The sequence below is a fragment of the Vibrio sp. Y51_MX_L26 genome (assembly GCF_024181935.1).
Classification (GTDB): domain Bacteria; phylum Pseudomonadota; class Gammaproteobacteria; order Enterobacterales; family Vibrionaceae; genus Vibrio; species Vibrio diabolicus.
Genome location: NZ_JAMZAS010000013.1, coordinates 64,693 through 82,456, shown reverse-complemented (window position 1 = coordinate 82,456; position 17,764 = coordinate 64,693). Strand labels below are relative to the sequence as shown.

Annotated in this window: 16 protein-coding genes; all 16 read right to left on the bottom strand. The window is 45.1% G+C overall.

Translation table 11 applies throughout. From position 1 onward, the window contains the following. Window positions 1-35: 35 nt before the first annotated feature. The 16 genes from atpA to NL645_RS20115 all read right to left on the bottom strand — a co-directional run bounded on the left by atpA (window position 36) and on the right by NL645_RS20115 (window position 17,704). Window positions 36-1,577, bottom strand: a complete 1,542-nt coding sequence (gene atpA, locus NL645_RS20190; RefSeq protein ID WP_005394084.1) for a F0F1 ATP synthase subunit alpha — start codon at window positions 1,575-1,577, stop codon at window positions 36-38. Between the two features lie 13 nt (window positions 1,578-1,590). After that, the gene (gene atpH, locus NL645_RS20185) at window positions 1,591-2,124 is read right to left on the bottom strand and encodes a F0F1 ATP synthase subunit delta (RefSeq protein WP_005394085.1); all 534 of its coding nucleotides are present in this window, start codon (window positions 2,122-2,124) and stop codon (window positions 1,591-1,593) included. Window positions 2,125-2,138: 14 nt separating this feature from the next. Then, window positions 2,139-2,609, bottom strand: a complete 471-nt coding sequence (gene atpF / locus NL645_RS20180; protein WP_031780375.1) for a F0F1 ATP synthase subunit B — start codon at window positions 2,607-2,609, stop codon at window positions 2,139-2,141. 74 nt (window positions 2,610-2,683) lie between these two features. Continuing rightward, window positions 2,684-2,938: a F0F1 ATP synthase subunit C gene (atpE, locus tag NL645_RS20175; protein WP_002540812.1), complete on the bottom strand. Its 255-nt coding sequence runs from the start codon at window positions 2,936-2,938 to the stop codon at window positions 2,684-2,686. 57 nt (window positions 2,939-2,995) lie between these two features. Continuing rightward, window positions 2,996-3,808, bottom strand: a complete 813-nt coding sequence (gene atpB, locus NL645_RS20170; RefSeq protein ID WP_005378922.1) for a F0F1 ATP synthase subunit A — start codon at window positions 3,806-3,808, stop codon at window positions 2,996-2,998. Between the two features lie 8 nt (window positions 3,809-3,816). Beyond that, window positions 3,817-4,206, bottom strand: a complete 390-nt coding sequence (locus NL645_RS20165; RefSeq protein ID WP_005378921.1) for a F0F1 ATP synthase subunit I — start codon at window positions 4,204-4,206, stop codon at window positions 3,817-3,819. A 189-nt stretch (window positions 4,207-4,395) separates the two neighbouring features. After that, window positions 4,396-5,277, bottom strand: coding sequence for a ParB/RepB/Spo0J family partition protein (locus tag NL645_RS20160; protein ID WP_253652299.1), 882 nt, complete (start codon window positions 5,275-5,277; stop codon window positions 4,396-4,398). 24 nt (window positions 5,278-5,301) lie between these two features. After that, window positions 5,302-6,075: a ParA family protein gene (locus NL645_RS20155; RefSeq protein WP_005383838.1), complete on the bottom strand. Its 774-nt coding sequence runs from the start codon at window positions 6,073-6,075 to the stop codon at window positions 5,302-5,304. A gap of 10 nt (window positions 6,076-6,085) precedes the next feature. Beyond that, window positions 6,086-6,721 carry a 16S rRNA (guanine(527)-N(7))-methyltransferase RsmG gene (gene rsmG / locus NL645_RS20150; RefSeq protein ID WP_005378902.1) on the bottom strand — a complete coding sequence of 212 codons (636 nt, stop codon included), beginning with the start codon at window positions 6,719-6,721 and terminating at the stop codon, window positions 6,086-6,088. Continuing rightward, complete coding sequence (gene mnmG / locus NL645_RS20145) at window positions 6,721-8,616, bottom strand: tRNA uridine-5-carboxymethylaminomethyl(34) synthesis enzyme MnmG (protein WP_253652298.1); 1,896 nt, start codon at window positions 8,614-8,616, stop codon at window positions 6,721-6,723. The genes rsmG and mnmG overlap by 1 nt, the downstream gene beginning before the upstream one ends. 477 nt (window positions 8,617-9,093) lie before the next feature. Continuing rightward, complete coding sequence (mioC, locus tag NL645_RS20140; RefSeq protein WP_005394096.1) at window positions 9,094-9,528, bottom strand: FMN-binding protein MioC; 435 nt, start codon at window positions 9,526-9,528, stop codon at window positions 9,094-9,096. Between the two features lie 1,161 nt (window positions 9,529-10,689). Further along, window positions 10,690-11,928, bottom strand: coding sequence for a sensor domain-containing diguanylate cyclase (locus NL645_RS20135; protein ID WP_253652297.1), 1,239 nt, complete (start codon window positions 11,926-11,928; stop codon window positions 10,690-10,692). 492 nt (window positions 11,929-12,420) lie between these two features. Further along, complete coding sequence (gene galK, locus NL645_RS20130) at window positions 12,421-13,593, bottom strand: galactokinase (protein WP_253652296.1); 1,173 nt, start codon at window positions 13,591-13,593, stop codon at window positions 12,421-12,423. A gap of 111 nt (window positions 13,594-13,704) precedes the next feature. After that, window positions 13,705-14,757 (bottom strand): UDP-glucose--hexose-1-phosphate uridylyltransferase, encoded by a 1,053-nt coding sequence (locus tag NL645_RS20125; RefSeq protein WP_253652295.1) that lies wholly within the window; start codon window positions 14,755-14,757, stop codon window positions 13,705-13,707. Between the two features lie 84 nt (window positions 14,758-14,841). Further along, window positions 14,842-15,852 (bottom strand): UDP-glucose 4-epimerase GalE, encoded by a 1,011-nt coding sequence (galE, locus tag NL645_RS20120; protein ID WP_253652294.1) that lies wholly within the window; start codon window positions 15,850-15,852, stop codon window positions 14,842-14,844. A 130-nt stretch (window positions 15,853-15,982) separates the two neighbouring features. Continuing rightward, window positions 15,983-17,704 (bottom strand): solute:sodium symporter family transporter, encoded by a 1,722-nt coding sequence (locus NL645_RS20115; RefSeq protein ID WP_253652293.1) that lies wholly within the window; start codon window positions 17,702-17,704, stop codon window positions 15,983-15,985. Window positions 17,705-17,764 lie beyond the last annotated feature (60 nt).

Sequence of the window (17,764 nt, the reverse complement as noted above, 5' to 3'; positions counted from 1 at the left end):
CCGTTAGTTGGTGGCAGAAACTGCCACCGACCTAATTACCAAGTTTGGGTTGCTTTGAAGTCGTCAGTCAGTTTCTTCAACTGAGCTTCGATTTCATCGTTGTAAGCGCCAGACTTGTCGATCTCAGCTGCTAGTTCAGCGTATTGACCGCGAGCGTACGATAGTAGAGCCGCCTCGAAATCTAGAACTTTGTTAAGTTCTACATCATCAAGGTAACCGCGCTCTGCCGCGAAGATAGTTAGAGCTTGGTCAAATACAGACATTGGAGCGTACTGCTTCTGCTTCATTAGTTCTGTTACTTTTTGACCATGGTCTAGCTGTTTCTTCGTTGCTTCATCAAGGTCAGAAGAGAACTGAGCAAATGCTGCTAGTTCGCGGTATGCAGCTAGTGCTGTACGGATACCACCTGATAGTTTCTTGATGATTTTCGTCTGAGCTGAACCACCTACACGAGATACTGAGATACCTGGGTCAACCGCTGGACGAACACCGGCGTTGAATAGCTCAGTTTGTAGGAAGATCTGACCATCGGTAATCGAGATTACGTTAGTCGGTACGAATGCTGAAACGTCACCTGCTTGAGTTTCGATGATAGGAAGAGCAGTCAATGAACCAGTCTTACCTTTCACTTCACCGTTAGTGAAACGTTCTACGTACTCTTCGTTTACACGAGCTGCACGCTCTAGTAGACGCGAGTGTAAGTAGAATACGTCACCTGGGAATGCCTCACGGCCTGGTGGACGTTTAAGTAGTAGAGAGATCTGACGGTAAGCTACCGCTTGCTTAGATAGGTCATCGTAAACAATCAGTGCGTCTTCACCGCGATCGCGGAAGTATTCACCCATCGCACAACCTGCGTATGGCGCTAGGTATTGCAGCGCTGCAGATTCAGAAGCTGATGCAACTACAACGATAGTGTTTTGTAGTGCGCCGTGCTCTTCTAGTTTGCGAACTACGTTAGCGATAGTCGATGCTTTCTGACCAATTGCTACGTAGATAGAGAAAATACCAGAGTCTTTCTGGTTGATGATCGCGTCGATCGCCAGTGCTGTTTTACCAATCTGACGGTCACCGATGATAAGCTCACGCTGACCACGACCGATAGGGATCATTGAGTCAACTGACTTATAACCAGTTTGCACAGGTTGGTCTACCGATTTACGGTCGATTACACCTGGTGCGATCACTTCTACAGGCGAAGTCATTTTCGCTTCGATTGGACCTTTACCATCGATAGGCTCACCTAGCGTGTTTACTACGCGGCCTAGTAGTTCTGGACCAACTGGCACTTCAAGAATGCGGCCAGTACCTGTAACTTTCATGCCTTCCTTAAGGTCAGCATATGGGCCCATTACAACCGCACCAACCGAGTCACGCTCAAGGTTAAGTGCCAGTGCATAACGGCCACCCGGTAATTCAATCATTTCACCTTGCATCACGTCCGCTAGGCCGTGGATGCGGATGATACCATCGCTTACCGATACGATAGTACCCTCGTTGCGAGCTTCACTAACAACTTCGAAAGATTCGATACGTTGTTTGATTAGATCGCTAATTTCCGTGGAATTAAGTTGCATGCTCCAATCCCCATTAAGACTGCAATGCATCGCTCAGGCGGTTCAAACGACCACGCGCTGAGTCATCGATGACTAGGTCTCCGGCTCGAATAATAACCCCACCAAGTAGGGTCTCATCTACACTGCAATTCAGCTTCACTTTGCGTTCAAGACGCTTTTCAAGTTTGCTGCCAATGTTTGCAAGTTGCTCATCAGAAAGTTCTGTTGCTGAAATGACTTCAACATCGATTTCTTTCTCATGCTCTTTCTTCAGAGTGTAAAACTCTGTGCAAACATCAGGAAGGGCCGCTAAACGACCATTCTCAGCCATCACCTTCAAAAGGTTTTGACCGTGCGTATCAACTTGTTCGCCGCAAACTGCAACAAAAATCTCTGCCATTTTATCAGCAGAAACCGAACCGGTTAGAAGTTCGTTCATTTGTTCGTTTTTGGCCACTTCAGCAGCAAAAGATAACATTTGGCCCCATTGGTCCAACTGGTCTTTCTCTAAAGCAAAGTCGAAGGCTGCTTTAGCATAGGGGCGTGCGATAGTAGTCAAATCAGACATATGCGCCCCCAGACTTAAAGTTTTGCAGTAATGTTGTCGAGAATATCTTTTTGCGCATCTTTATCGATAGAACGCTCAAGGATTTTCTCAGCACCAGCTACAGCCAGAGTAGCAACTTGTTTGCGCAGGTCATCGCGCGCACGATTGCGTTCAGCTTCAAGTTCTGCTTCTGCTTGCGCTAGGATTTTCTGGCGTTCTGCCTGAGCTTCCTCGCGAGCTTCATCAAGAATTTGAGACTTGCGCTTGTTCGCTTGTTCGATGATCTCAGTTGCTGTGCGCTTCGCTTCTTTCAATTGATCAGAAGCGTTGGCTTGTGCTAGATCCAAGTCTTTCGCAGCACGTTCTGCTGCTTGAAGGCCATCAGCAATTTTCTTCTGACGCTCTTCGATCGCTTTCATCAATGGTGGCCATACATACTTCATGCAGAACCACACAAATAGTGCAAACGAGATTGCTTGACCTAGCAGAGTTGCGTTTATGTTCACAACAGCTACCCCTCTATTTGGACTTAGTGTTAATCAGTGACAAGCGCTAATCGCTCGTCCCGAGTTAAAGGTGATTAACCTAGTTGACCAACGAATGGGTTTGCGAAAGTGAATAGTAGCGCGATTACGATACCGATCATTGGAACCGCATCAAGTAGACCCGCGATGATGAACATCTTAACTTGTAGCATAGGAGCCATTTCTGGTTGACGTGCAGCACCTTCTAGGAATTTACCACCTAGCAGTGCGAAACCAATCGCTGTACCAAGAGAAGCAAGACCGACGATAATACCTACGGCGATTGCAGAAAAGCTCAGTAAAGTTTCCATTACTATCTCCAATTTATAGTTGTTGGCTTAGTGCCCAAATAAAAAGCTTTAAAAAAATTAATGATCAGGATCTTCGTGTGCCATTGACAGGTAAACAATTGTCAACATCATGAATACGAAGGCTTGAATCGTAATAACCAAGATATGGAAGATTGCCCACGGTAGTGAACCCATCCATTGTAAGTACCATGGTAGCATTGCCGCACAAAGAATGAATACAACCTCACCCGCGAACATGTTACCGAATAGACGCATACCAAGTGATAGAGGTTTCGCCAGTAGCGATACCACTTCAATCAGTAGGTTAAACGGAATCATAAGTGGGTGATTGAATGGATGTAGTGCAAGTTCTTTTGCGAATCCACCTAGACCTTTCACTTTGATACTGTAGTAAATCATCAATGCAAAAACGCCTAGAGCCATAGCCATGGTGATATTCACATCAGCAGACGGTACAACCTTAAGGTAAGGGATACCTAGCCAATGTTCTGCTGGGTACGGTAAGAAGTCGATAGGAACTAAGTCCATCACGTTCATCAAAAATACCCAACAAAAGATAGTCAGTGCTAAAGGCGCGATCAGTGGGTTGCGTCCATGGAACGTGTCTTTGACGTTATCGGCGACAAATTCAACGATCATTTCTACAGCACACTGAAGCTTACCCGGTACACCCGCTGTTGTTCTCTTCGCTACTTTGTAAAAAATTCCGAGGAAGATTAAACCAGTAAACCAAGAAAAAAACAGGCTATCGATATGTACGTTCCAGAAACTTGTCTCCGACCCTACTAAACCCAACTTATACAGCGATAGGTTAGAAAGGTGGTGGGCAATGTAACCGGACGATGTTAGCGCTTCACCTGGCGCAGCCATAACTCATCCTATTTTTTGTTGTTAATGAATAGCACTGGTGCACAGATATTAATACCTAGTACCAGCAAATAGGTTAGTTTGAGGGGAACAAGTTCCACCTGCATATACATGTAGGCAACATAGAACAGTGCAACCGTGATGAGAATTTTCAGTACTTCACCCGTATAGAAGGAAGCCGCGATGCGCTTGGCAGCGCGAGCCCCACTAAACATGAAAGCACACAACGCGAATACTGCATTGGCAACAACAAAAATGCCTCCGCCAATCAACGCTGAAAATCCCCAGTCAGGATTTATGGCTACCGCCATTCCTGCTGCCACAAAAATAACCGCGCCAGACTGGATCATTAACAATTGCCTTGCGAGCTCTCGTCCTGGTCTAGCTAACGCAGCTACCATGTATTCGTACCTCTAGTAATATCCACTTCGCACTAAACTCTCTGTGCTGGGAAATTGGCGAAAATTATACGTTCAGTTCAACGTAAAGCAATTCGATTGCATCAAAAACTTACAGTTTTGTTTACAAAACGACAACTTTCGCACAAAATTAGATTAATTAGATTAATTGACCTAAATCAATTATCTCATCTAGGCCTCAAGCTTGGCAATTAGTTGGTCCAATTTGTGAGGCTCATCAATACTTATCGTTAATTTCGCTTTTCCGTTTGCAGAACGGGTCAGAGAAACTTTTGCATCAAGCAGCTGACTCAATTTATGCGACATTTGCTCAGCTTCGGTATCTTCTTGTTGCCCTTTTTGCTCATTTTGTGGGGCTAAGCACTTTTTTACTAACTGTTCGGTTTGGCGAACAGTCATTTGCTTTTTCGCGACTTGTTGAGCAACCTCAACCTGCTTCTCACCCTGCAAGGCCAATAGCGCTCGCGCATGACCCATTTCTAGCAATTTATCCGCAACCAAGCTTTTCACATCGGACTCAAGCTGGTTTAAACGTAACAAGTTACTGACCGTCGTTCTCGACTTACCAATCACTTCTGCGACTTGTTGATGCGTAAGCGTAAATTCGTCTTGTAAGCGCTCAAGCGCTTGTGCTTCTTCAATTACATTCAAGTCTTCACGTTGAATGTTCTCAATCAACGCCATGGCAATCGCCGCGCGATCTTCGACTTTCTTCACCAAACACGGCACGCGTTTTAAACCAGCCTGCCTTGCCGCACGCCAGCGGCGCTCACCAGCGATGATCTCAAACTGGCCGTTTTCAACCTGGCGAACCACGATTGGCTGAATAATGCCTTGTGACTGAATCGAAGCCGCTAATTCTTCTAGCGCTTCAGGCGCCATATCTTTACGCGGTTGGTATACGCCCGGTTGCAATTGAGCAATCGCTAAGTCGGTTAACTCACCGTCTGCCGATAATTCTTGGCTATGCGATGCAATATGCTGTTTTTCACGAGCAAACGAACTGGTCGACAATAACGCATCCAGTCCTTTTCCGAGACCACGCTTAGACATGGGATTGAATTCCTTAGGTTAGAGTTAAACTGGGATTTCTTCGCGGCGGAGCATTTCGCCCGCTAGAGCAAGATACGCTTTGGCCCCTGCAGAGTACTTATCGTAGTACATCGCTGGTTTACCGTGACTTGGCGCTTCAGCCAAACGCACATTACGCGGAATGACGGTACGGTAAACTTTATTGCCAAAGTGTTTTTTAAGTTGATCGGACACTTCATTCGATAGGCGGTTGCGCGGGTCGTACATAGTACGCAGTAAACCTTCGATTTTGAGGTTTTCATTAACCACAGCCGCTAACTTGCTGATTGTGTCCATAAGAGCAGTTAAACCTTCTAACGCAAAGTATTCACATTGCATCGGCACCAGCACAGAATCAGCTGCCGCCATCGCATTGATTGTAAGAAGGTTTAGAGAAGGAGGACAATCAATAAAGATGAAATCATAGTTATCGCGAACTGACGACAATGCATTTTTTAAACGCACTTCGCGAGCGAACACTTCCATCAATTTGATCTCTGCCGCGGTTACGTCTCCGTTCGCCGCGATCAAATCATACTTCCCTGTGGTTTGGGTACAAACGACTTGATCGAACGGTGTATCTTCGACCAAAAGATCGTATGCGGTGGCATCGACCATATATTTATCCACGCCACTGGCCATCGTAGCATTGCCTTGCGGGTCGAGATCGATCACCAAAACCTTGCGCTTTGTTGCCGCCATCGAAGCCGCTAAGTTAATGCACGTTGTTGTTTTGCCGACCCCACCTTTCTGGTTGGCGATTGCTACAATTTTACCCACGATTACCTCGCTAATTTTCCTTGCGCGATAAGATTACTAGATGACGATCACCTTCCAACTCAGGAACAGCTAAAGATATGATCTCTGTCACACTGCACCATTCAGGAAGCTGATCCATTTCATCTTTAGGGTGCTGTCCTTTCAGCGCTAGAAACACCCCATGCTCTTGTTTCGGCAAATGGTGGCACCATTCCACCATGTCTGTCATTGAAGCAAAAGCTCGACTCAAAACGCCATCAAATTTTTCTTCAGGTTGGAATTCTTCGACGCGACTTTGAATTGGTGTCACGTTTTTCAGCCCTAATGTGTGCACGACTTGCTTGATAAAACGGATGCGTTTGCCAAGACTGTCGAGCAAGAAGAAGGTCTTCTCAGGGTTCATGATTGCCAAAGGTATGCCCGGTAAGCCCGGACCAGTACCAACATCAATAAAGCGCTCACCGGGCAGGTGTGCGCTCACCACGATGCTATCAAGGATATGTTTCACTAACATATCAAGCGGATCGCGCACCGACGTTAAGTTGTACGCTTTGTTCCACTTGTCGAGCAGTTCGACGTAACCGACCAATTGCTCTCTTTGTTGCTCTGACACTTCTAAATCGGTTTTCGCGATCAGTGAATCCAGCTTTGTTCGCAATGCGCTCATTATTCTTCCTCACCTTTCTTCAGCAAACCATGCTTTTTCAAGTGAACAAGTAGAATAGAGATTGCTGCAGGCGTAATACCAGAAATGCGCGATGCAATACCGATGCTCTCTGGTTTGGCTTCACTCAGTTTAACAACGACTTCGTTTGATAAACCTTTTACATCGCGGTAATCCAAATCAGCAGGTAACTTGGTATTTTCGTGACGTAGTGATTTTTCGATCTCTTCCTGCTGACGCTTGATGTAACCATCGTATTTTACTTGAATTTCAACTTGCTCAGCCGCTTGCTGATCTTCAAGTGCAGGAGCAAACGCTTCAAGTTGCGTCAGTTGCGAATAAGTGATCTCTGGACGACGCAGAAGATCCTCACCACTCGCTTCACGTGCCATTGGGGTTTTCAGCAGCTTGTTCAGCTCATCCACGCCTTCTGATTTCGGATTCATCCACGTTGATTTCAAACGCTGACGTTCCGTTTCCATGTTATTGAGTTTCTCGTTAAAGCGAGCCCAACGAACATCGTCAATCAAGCCTAACTCGCGTGCTTTTTCCGTTAAACGTAAATCGGCGTTATCTTCACGTAGCAACAAGCGGTATTCCGCACGAGAAGTGAACATGCGGTACGGTTCTTTCGTACCCATGGTCGATAAATCATCAATCAATACGCCCATGTAAGCTTGGTCACGACGTGGGCTCCAGCCTTCTTTGTCTTGGCTGTACAAGCTTGCGTTTAGACCGGCCATCAAGCCTTGCGCTGCGGCTTCTTCGTAGCCAGTCGTACCATTAATCTGACCAGCAAAGAACAGACCATGAATAAACTTGGTTTCGTACGTTTGCTTCAAATCACGTGGATCGAAGAAATCGTATTCAATCGCATAACCAGGACGAACGATATGCGCATTTTCAAAGCCTTTCATTGAGCGAACGATTTGTACTTGCACATCAAATGGCAAGCTAGTCGAGATACCGTTAGGATATAGCTCGTGCGTCGTTAAACCTTCTGGCTCAATGAAGATTTGGTGGCTATTTTTATCCGCAAAACGCATCACTTTGTCTTCAATCGACGGGCAGTAACGCGGACCAATGCCTTCAATCACACCCGCGTACATCGGACTGCGATCCAAGTTGCTACGGATCACGTCGTGCGTTTGCTCATTGGTGTGCGTAATAAAACATGGGATCTGACGCGGGTGTTGTTCGCGTTTACCCATGAATGAAAATACAGGGGTAGGGTTATCACCGTGCTGAGCTTCAAGCACTGAAAAATCAACGGTGCGAGCATCAATGCGCGGTGGGGTACCCGTTTTTAAACGATCCACACGGAATGGCAGTTCACGTAATCGATCCGCTAATGCGATCGACGGTGGATCTCCTGCACGTCCGCCTGAAGAGCTCTCCATGCCAATGTGGATCTTACCACCAAGAAACGTACCTACCGTTAGTACGACGGCTTTCGCATGGAAGCGAAGTCCCATTTGAGTCACCACTCCAACCGCGCGGTCTTGCTCAACAATCAGATCATCCACTGACTGCTGGAACAGTGTTAAGTTAGGTGCATTTTCTAATGCGTTACGGACGTACGCTTTGTACAGAGCGCGATCGGCTTGAGCTCGAGTCGCTCGAACTGCAGGACCTTTGGAGGCATTTAGTGTACGGAATTGAATACCTGCATGGTCGATGGCTTCAGCCATCAAACCGCCCATAGCATCCACTTCTTTTACTAAGTGACCTTTACCAATACCACCAATCGCCGGGTTACAAGACATCTGGCCTAATGTATCGATGTTATGGGTAAGGAGAAGCGTTTTTTGTCCTGTGCGTGCAGATGCGAGCGCGGCTTCCGTTCCTGCGTGTCCGCCACCGACAACAATGACGTCAAAGTTTTCGTGATAAAGCATGAACTGACCTCAGGTATTCAAAGGGATTTAATGGACAGATAAAGGAGCCGTATTTTACCTGCTTTATGCCACAGAGAAAAACGTTTTCTCGTTTTATCCGTTTTAAGCTTCAAGATAAATATATATAAGATCTATATATATGATCTTTTATTAGATCTACTATTAGGATCGACCGTTTCTGTGGATAACCTAAAAATGATCAACAAGATCATGGTTCTTCTTTGGATCATATCTTGTGATCATGATTGGATCAGATCGAGGATTACCTGGGATCAAAAGTGGTAGTTATACACAGGTGGTGAAATTGATCAAAGTTGTTATTGGGATAACTAAAGGAAAACCACTGGATCTTATCGTAGTTATCCACAACTCGTTTGGTTGGTTTTTGAGCAGTTAAACAAAATAATTTGACGGGAGTTATTCACATTGGGGAAAACAGAGCCGAATTTCGACTCTGTTGAAGGGAAAGCGGGGAGCTTAAAAGCGTTCGATATTCTCTTTTAACCATGCCTCTGCGGCGTCTTCGGGTACAGCATGGCTCAGTACATCAATCTTAAGACAATCAGCGAGCGGTGTGGCACCAATGTCCTCTAGTAAATCATAAGCGTGTTGACCAGCGGCGCAGAACGTATCATAGCTTGAATCACCAATCGCAATCACTGCGAACTTTACGTCGGTCATTTTCGGCGGGGTATTTTGTAATGCCGCGATAAAAGGTTGAATATTGTCAGGGTACTCACCAGCCCCATGGGTTGAGGTGATCACCAACCACGTTCCTTGATTTTCGATCTCATCGAGGGACGGTTGGTTGTGGATCGTTGTTTCAAATCCATTCTCGTTGAGTAGATCACTCAGGTGATCCCCTACGTATTCTGCGCCACCTAGCGTGCTGCCTGTAATAATGTGGATCATACTTCTTCCTTATTGAATGCGACGGCTAAAGCTCATGGATGGCTTGCCGTACAAAAAGAAACGCGGTGTGAGTTAAGCTCAGCACCGCGCGTTCGATTATTTACTTCCCGATACAGAAAGTGAAGTTTCCCATAATAGCTGGCCTCGCGCGACGTCTTGGGGACCGATTGGGGACCAAATTGCAATTTATGGTCAAATACTGACTTCCCAAGATGACTTCCATCATAGATTAGGATGGGAAAAGTGGGAATAGTGGGAAACCGGATTAGCTTTCGCGATCTTTCTCTTCAGCGACGAAAAACAAGAGAGGTTTCCACTCGCTAGCTGGTTAGGGGCGATGATCGTTTCCTTACCAAAGTGAATGTTCCCTTTTGCTATATAAATGAAGATCCAATCGGGCAATTAACTACTAAATAACAGCATAAAATGCATCAGAAGATATGTCACTATTCTTGTCTGGAGAAATTCTAAATCTCTGGTAGTAGACGTGATGGTTAGATTCAAATGCATCACTTTCCTGTCCATAGTTGACGAAAGACGGTGACATCGCTCTTCTCGGTTCGAAAACTTCTGCGGTGATATAGCATAGGTCCTGGTTTGCCATACCAACTTGGTATTTTGGACATGGGTATCCTGATCTATAGATATAGAACTTTATCTTTTGTTATAAATAGTCTTCTGTTTGGCAGGGACTATATACGTGGGCAATGTTATGAGCGTGCAGGCGAGCTTAAGTTAACTTGTTGTGGATAAGAAGGAGATATCTTTTGATCATTAAACTCACAAGCTGTTGAGTGAGGGCTTTACCATGGTGCATGGATCATTTTCTATTCACGATCCTTTCCTTTGGGAGCGGAGTGATCATCACCTATCAATTTCAACCATTCTTCCAGCCATAAGTTTCCTCCGTCGTGTCAAAGTGTTTGTTCTTCATCGATACATCAATGCTTGGGTTGATAAGTTGAGGTGTTCGCTTGATACTAAGCGAATCATTGAGCGGAATGTTCTGTTGGTGAAAGTGTCGGACATGAATGAAAACATAGACGAGGCCACTGAGATTTGGGGACTTCGAGTGGATGAGCATTGCCTGAATTAAGTGTCGTTCATGGTATATTGTATCAGTATTTGATTCGTTAGTGTTGAAATGGTCGTCTGACAATATTACGGGTGGTGAACAACCTTCACGCAGTTTCTTCCGTTGCGCTTTGCGTCATAGAGCGCGTTGTCGGCTCTTTTAAGGATATCGGAAATTTGTGTGTCGTCATTGTGTAGACTGGCGACGCCGATGCTGACTGTGATGGACTTCACATCGCGTAGTGTCATGTTCGCAATGCGTGCCCTCAAAGTATTTGCGAGATGCAAGGCTCCTTGAATGCCTGTGGACGGGCAAACAATTAAAAACTCTTCTCCTCCCCAACGGCCTAACACATCAGTCTGGCGTAGGGTGTCACGAAGTGTGTTGGCAATAGCTTTTAATGTACTGTCGCCCACATCATGGCCATAAGTATCATTGATGATCTTGAAGTGATCGATATCGAGCAGGATAACCGAAAATGGGTGGTCATAACGTTGCCCTCTTTGAAACTCTTGGTTGAGCACACGATCGAGTTCCCTACGGTTATAGATCTCGGTAAGTGGATCGGTCACTGAAAGCTGTCTTAACTTCGCTTCGAGTTTTACGCGATCGGTAATATCCTCGATAACGGCTTGAACAGCTGGCTCTCCATCCCATTCAATCAAGTTGTCGTAGACACAAAAGTAACGAATTTCTCCATCAAAACATCGATTTTTTACAACCGTCTTGGCCCCCGATAACCGACCACTAATGAGTGATGTATAACGTAACTGAGCGTTGGTGTGCTCCTCCTTTGGTACTAAAGAAAGCAAGTTCACATCATTAAGTACGGCGTCGATCGACGGCGCGCGCATCAAGTCGACCCAAGCTTGATTAACAAATATAGGTTTAAAGTCTCGGTGGACGCTAATTCCTTGCCTTGATTCGGTGATCAGCTGCTTGAATTTCCGTTCATTTTCTTTAAGTTGTTGTTGGGCTCGTTCTTGCGCTGAAAGGTCGATAATGGTGACTTGTAAAGCGGGTTCTCCGTTCCACTCAATCACGTGATCGATGGCAAACACTGAGAACTCTCGACCGTTGCGATCGTGATTCTTAATGGTTCTCCCTCGTGGCATAACAGCACCCTTCAACGTTTGATAGTAGTTATCAATAGCTTGTGAGTGGTAAGACGGATCGATTAAATCAAGAAATGAGTCTATCGACCTCAGTAGCTCAGATACGCTGGAGTATCCATAAAGGTGTGCGTAGTATTCATTTACGAATACAATTTCTAAGTCTTGGATAATTATGATGCCATATTGTGTATCGATGGTTAACTTTGCCATGGCTGTCCTAATAGTAATTACGAACAAATATGCTGTCGAAGTTACATCATACGACCGAGATTATAGTGTTGCTATCCTTTCGATCGTATATTATTCCTCCTTTTTGATGAAATATGTGTGAGAAATATAGCCAACAAAGAATACATGATTCTCGTGGGCTCGTATGAGCCTTACACCAAAATAAAAACTCTCAACGATTCAGGCTCAGGGCTCCACCACTTTGATTAAAGTGTTTCATTACATTTTAATCGATTTTATCCAATTAACGTTCTCATATGCCATTTCAACTGCTCACCCTGCTCAGCTACAGCGTTTACGCACAGCGTTCCGTTCGTATTCAAAATAGGCACATTGTCGCGAATTTTCTGACGACAGTACACCAGCAGAAAACAACTAGGACTTCTAATAAAAAGAAAGCCAGCCAGATGAACTGACTGACATTAGGTATTTTAGAGTGTTTTTTGTCCTACTTATGCATCATTTGACGGTTGATTAAGTTCGCTCTTCGGCGTTATTTATTAATCCAGCGCCATTTTGGGCTTGGCAAACATAAATCGACTCTTTTAATCCCGTTGCTGCTTGGTACTTCGCTTCAACTGTCGCTTTCACGTCTTCAACCAGAGCTGGCGGCACAAGTGCCACAATACAACCACCAAAGCCGCCACCCGTCATGCGCACCCCACCTTGATCGCCGATTACCTCTTTCACCATCTCAACCAAAATATCGATTTCTTTTACTGTGATTTCGAAATCATCCCGCATAGATGCATGAGATTCAGCCATGAGTTCCCCCATACGCTTTAAGTCGTGTGCACGAAGTGCTTGTGCGGCTTCTACAGTGCGATTATTTTCAGTTATCACGTGACGAGCTCGTTTTGCGACGATTCCATCCAGCTCAGATACTTTTTCGTTAAACTGCTCAATGGTGACATCACGCAGTGCTTTCACACCAAAGATACGCGCGGCTTCTTCACATTGATCACGGCGAGTGTTGTATTCACTGTCTACCAAGCCACGTTTTTTGTTCGAGTTAATGATCACAACCGCTATATCTTCTGGCATCGAGACCGCTTCAGTTTCTAGGTTACGGCAGTCCAACAGCATCGCGTGATTTTCACGACCTTTTGCTGAAATCATTTGGTCCATAATGCCGCAGTTACAACCGACGAATTCGTTCTCCGCTTGTTGTGCATTTAGGGCGATTTCCTCTTGGCTGATTTCTAGATTAAACAGAACTTTAAACGTTTGGCCTATCACCACTTCCAACGCTGCCGATGAGCTTAAACCCGCACCTTGAGGTACATTGCCGCTTACTGAAATATCCACCCCCGTGAATTGGTAGCCACGAGCAAGAAGACATTTCACCACACCGCGAATGTAGTTCGCCCACATTTTGTCTGGTTGGAATGTAATTTCTTGCGTTATATCGAACTCATCAACAGCATTACCGTAATCCACAGAAACCACACGCACTAGGCTGTCTTCACGCTTTGCTGCCGCCGCTACCGTTTGGTAGTTGATCGCACATGGCAATACAAAACCGTCGTTGTAGTCAGTATGCTCACCAATCAGGTTTACACGGCCAGGCGCTTGAATAATGTGGCTTGGTGCATAGCCCAGAACTTGTTCAAAAGAAGTATTCACATGTTGGATTAGATCAGACATTGGGACGTTCTCTTAAATTATAAATTTGGTATTGGGATATCGTTGTGATCCTAACTTTTTATCTGTAAAGGTGCGCTATCCCGTTATTCATTATCAGTCTACTTTGAGACGTTATTGCTCTTTGTAGTGCACATCGCTTAGGTCACGTAGACGCTGCGCCGCTTGTTCTGCGGTTAGGTCTCGTTGGCTTTCTGCCAGCATTTCATAGCCGACCATAAACTTACGAACCGTTGCACTGCGCAATAATGGTGGGTAGAACAACGCGTGTAATTGCCAATGGTCAATATCGGTGCCTTCTTCAAAGAATGGCGCATAATGCCAGCCCATTGAGTAAGGGAAAGAGCATTGGAATAGGTTGTCGTAACGGCTGGTTAGCTTTTTGATTGCAACCGCAAGGTCATCGCGTTGCTCATCGGTTAGCTCACTCATTCGACGAATATGCGTTTTAGGAAGTAGCATGGTTTCGAATGGCCACGCTGCCCAGTAAGGAACAACAGCAACCCAGTGTTTAGTCTCAACTACTGTGCGTGAACCGTCTTTAAGTTCAGCTTGTACGTAGTCCACCAGCAAGTTGCTGTCATGTTCTTGGTAATACGCTTTTAAGTTGCGCTCTTTGCGCTCAATTTCGTTTGGTAAGAAGCTGTTCGCCCAGATTTGACCGTGTGGGTGAGGCTGAGAACAACCCATGGTTTCGCCTTTATTTTCGAATGCTTGAACCCAAACGTAGTCTTTGCCTAACTCTTCGATTTGATCATTCCATGTATCAATCACGCCGCGAATTTTATCAACTGGCAGTTCCGGTAAGGTTTTGCTGTGATCAGGCGAGAAACAGATGACGCGGCTCAAACCTCGTACTCCTTGAGTTTTGAACAGTGGATTATCTGACTTAGGTGCATCCGGCGAGTCCACCATCAACGCTGCGAAGTCATTTTGGAATACGTATGTACCTTGGTAATCTGGGTTTACATCCCCAGAAATACGCTCATTCGTTGGACAAAGGAAGCACTTCTCATCGTAACTTGATTGTTCGTCAATCTCTGGTTTCTCATCAGCCCCACTCCAAGGACGTTTAGCTCGATGTGGAGATACTAAAACCCATTGCCCAGTTAATGGGTTGTAACGGCGATGTGGATGATCTATTGGATTGAATTCAATATTTGACATATTACTTGCTCATCTTTTTTAGTCTGTTTTCGATTTGGCACACACCCAAATTCATCAATTTGTTTGTAAGAAATTTCAAATTAACTAATATCCATCTGGATTACTCGATTGCCAATTCCATGTATCTACCGTCATTTCAGCAATGCTGCGAGTCGCTTTCCAACCTAGCTCTCTCTCTGCTTTTTCTGTACTTGCCCAGCATTCTGCGATATCTCCAGGTCGACGAGGGCAAAGTTCGTAAGGCACTGGGTTACCGCAAGCCGTTGCGAACGCTTCGACCATCTCAAGCACGCTAGATCCTTTACCCGTGCCTAAGTTATAAACGTGCAAACCAGCTTTTTCGCCCACCGATTTCAACGCTGCAATATGGCCGTCTGCCAAGTCCATTACGTGGATGTAATCACGCACACCTGTGCCGTCTGGCGTTGGGTAGTCATTGCCGAATACTGACAGTTTTTCACGGCGACCTACTGCTACTTGCGCAATGAACGGCATCAAGTTGTTTGGGATACCCTGAGGGTCTTCACCCATGGTGCCTGATGGATGTGCACCAACAGGGTTGAAGTAGCGTAACAAGGTGATACTCCAATCGTTTTCTGCGTTGAACAAATCGCTAAAGCACTCTTCCACCATGTACTTGCTGCGGCCATAAGGGTTAGTGGTTGCCCCTGTTGGAGATTCTTCCGTAATCGGCACAATGTCAGGATCGCCGTAAACCGTTGCTGATGAGCTAAATACAATGCTTTTTACGCCCGCTTTACGCATGCTGCGCGCCAAAACAAGTGAGCCATTTACATTGTTGTCATAGTATTCCAATGGCTTTTCGACAGATTCCCCTACGGCTTTCAGACCAGCAAAGTGAATTACAGCTTGAATGTTATGCTTGGAAAATACCGAATCCAAAAAGGATTCATCACGAATATCACCTTGGTAGAAAGTCGGTTTTTTACCTGTTAGTGCTTCAATGCGATTTAACACTTCCATTTTGGAATTACACAAATTATCGACAATGATTGGCTCCATTCCTGCTTCAATCATCTGAACACATGTGTGGCTGCCGATATATCCCATACCGCCTGTGACGAGAACTGTCATAAATATCTATTTCAACCTTTAAACATTTATATAACTAGAGCCTGTGCACTCAAAGTATGTTTGTCGTTTGAGTACACAGAACATTTATTTACTGCTGATTTTCTATGACTAAACAATAGACATTGTTTGCTTATGGTGTGTACATGTCATTTAGCTTTGATATTTCTTTGTGCTTTCTACGCTTGATGAGGTAGTTAGAAATCACACCAAGCATCAAGATCACACCACAGAAACCGTATACTTGCATAATGGTCGGATCGTTCGAAACAAAGCCAAAATCTGAGAACATAACGTAAGCCCCCAATACCATGTATATGATGACTGCTGATGCTTCAAAGCGGAATGACCACGGCGTCACGTTGATATTCTCATTCACTGGCATCACGTAATCTGTATCACGTGGCATGAAGTGACCAATCACAAACATCAGAACAGTACACGCAACGAACAGAATTGCTAATTGGTGTAGGAAGTGAATTGGAGTGTCAAAGATCAACTGCATCGCAGCATACGAGCTAACAAATACGGTCAGTGCAATTTTTGCGGCAATAGCAGGTACACGTTTTGAAATGTAGCCCACAAATACGATGGTGAAGATAGGCACACTAAAGAAGCCCGCAACCATTTGTAAGTATTGGAACAAACCTTCTGGTGCATACATGATGAAAGGTGCAATACAGACTGAAATGATCGCAATGATAACGCCGAAGATACGACCTTTACCGACTAACTCCTCATCCGATTTGTCTTTGCCAAATAATGGTTTGTAAACGTTTAAAGCAAACAAGGTTGTTGAGCTGTTCAATACACCGTTAAAGGTACTTAGGATAGCGCCGAACATCACTGCAACGAAGAAGCCAACAAGTGGCTTAGGCAATACTTCGTTAACCAAACGTGTGTACATCGTATCTGGGTTGCCTGCATCTGCGCCAAACATGTGGAACGCAATGATGCCCGGAATGATAAGAAAGAGTGGAGAGATAACCTTAATCGCCCCTGCCAGAATGACACCTTTTTGACCTTCTTTTAGGTTCTTCGCACCAAGTGCACGTTGGATAATTGATTGGTCAGTACCCCAGTAGTACAAGTTCACCAACAATAGACCTGTGAACAGGGTAGAAAATGGCAGTGGATCGGTTTCTTTACCTACCGATTGCAGCTTTTCTGGTGCGGCAGTCAGCAATACGTCTAAGCCTTCCATGAAGTTGCCGCTACCTAATGCCATCAGACCAAACACTGGGATCATCAAACCGCCGATAATCAAGCCTACACCGTTAATTGTGTCTGCAATGACCACCGCTTTTAGGCCTCCGTAAATCGCATAGAAGAAGCCTAGTAAACCGATGGTGGCAGAAATAAGGGCGATAGCGCTGAACTCAGAAATGCCCAATAAAGCTTGCACATCAAAGATTTCGCCCAGTACCACTGCGCCAGCGTAAAGAGTGGTAGGAAGAATGTTGATGACGTATTGACACAAGAACAATAGGGTAACGAACTTCTTCACCGACATGTCGTAACGGCTTTCTAAGAAGTCTGGAATGGTGGTAATGCCTTGTTTGAGATAACGTGGTACAAGCAGTAGCGCAATGATAACCAGTGTAACGCCAGAGGCGACTTCCCAGCCCATCACACTCATATTGTGGGTGTAGGATTGCGCGCTCATTCCAACAAAGCTAGTGGCACTCAGGTTGGTAAGAATCAAAGAGCTGGCAATGAGCCCGCCTGTTAAGCTTCGTCCACCAAGGAAGAAGCCGTCTTGAGAGTTGTGTTTATCATTTTTAACTTTGTTGTAAGTGAACACCACAACAAAGCCTGTAAACAGCAAGAACGATATTAATACTGTAATAGACATTTTGTTTCCTTAACAAGTTAAGCAATTAAGTTTTGCTTGTTAGTTGTAGGGTGTCCCTCT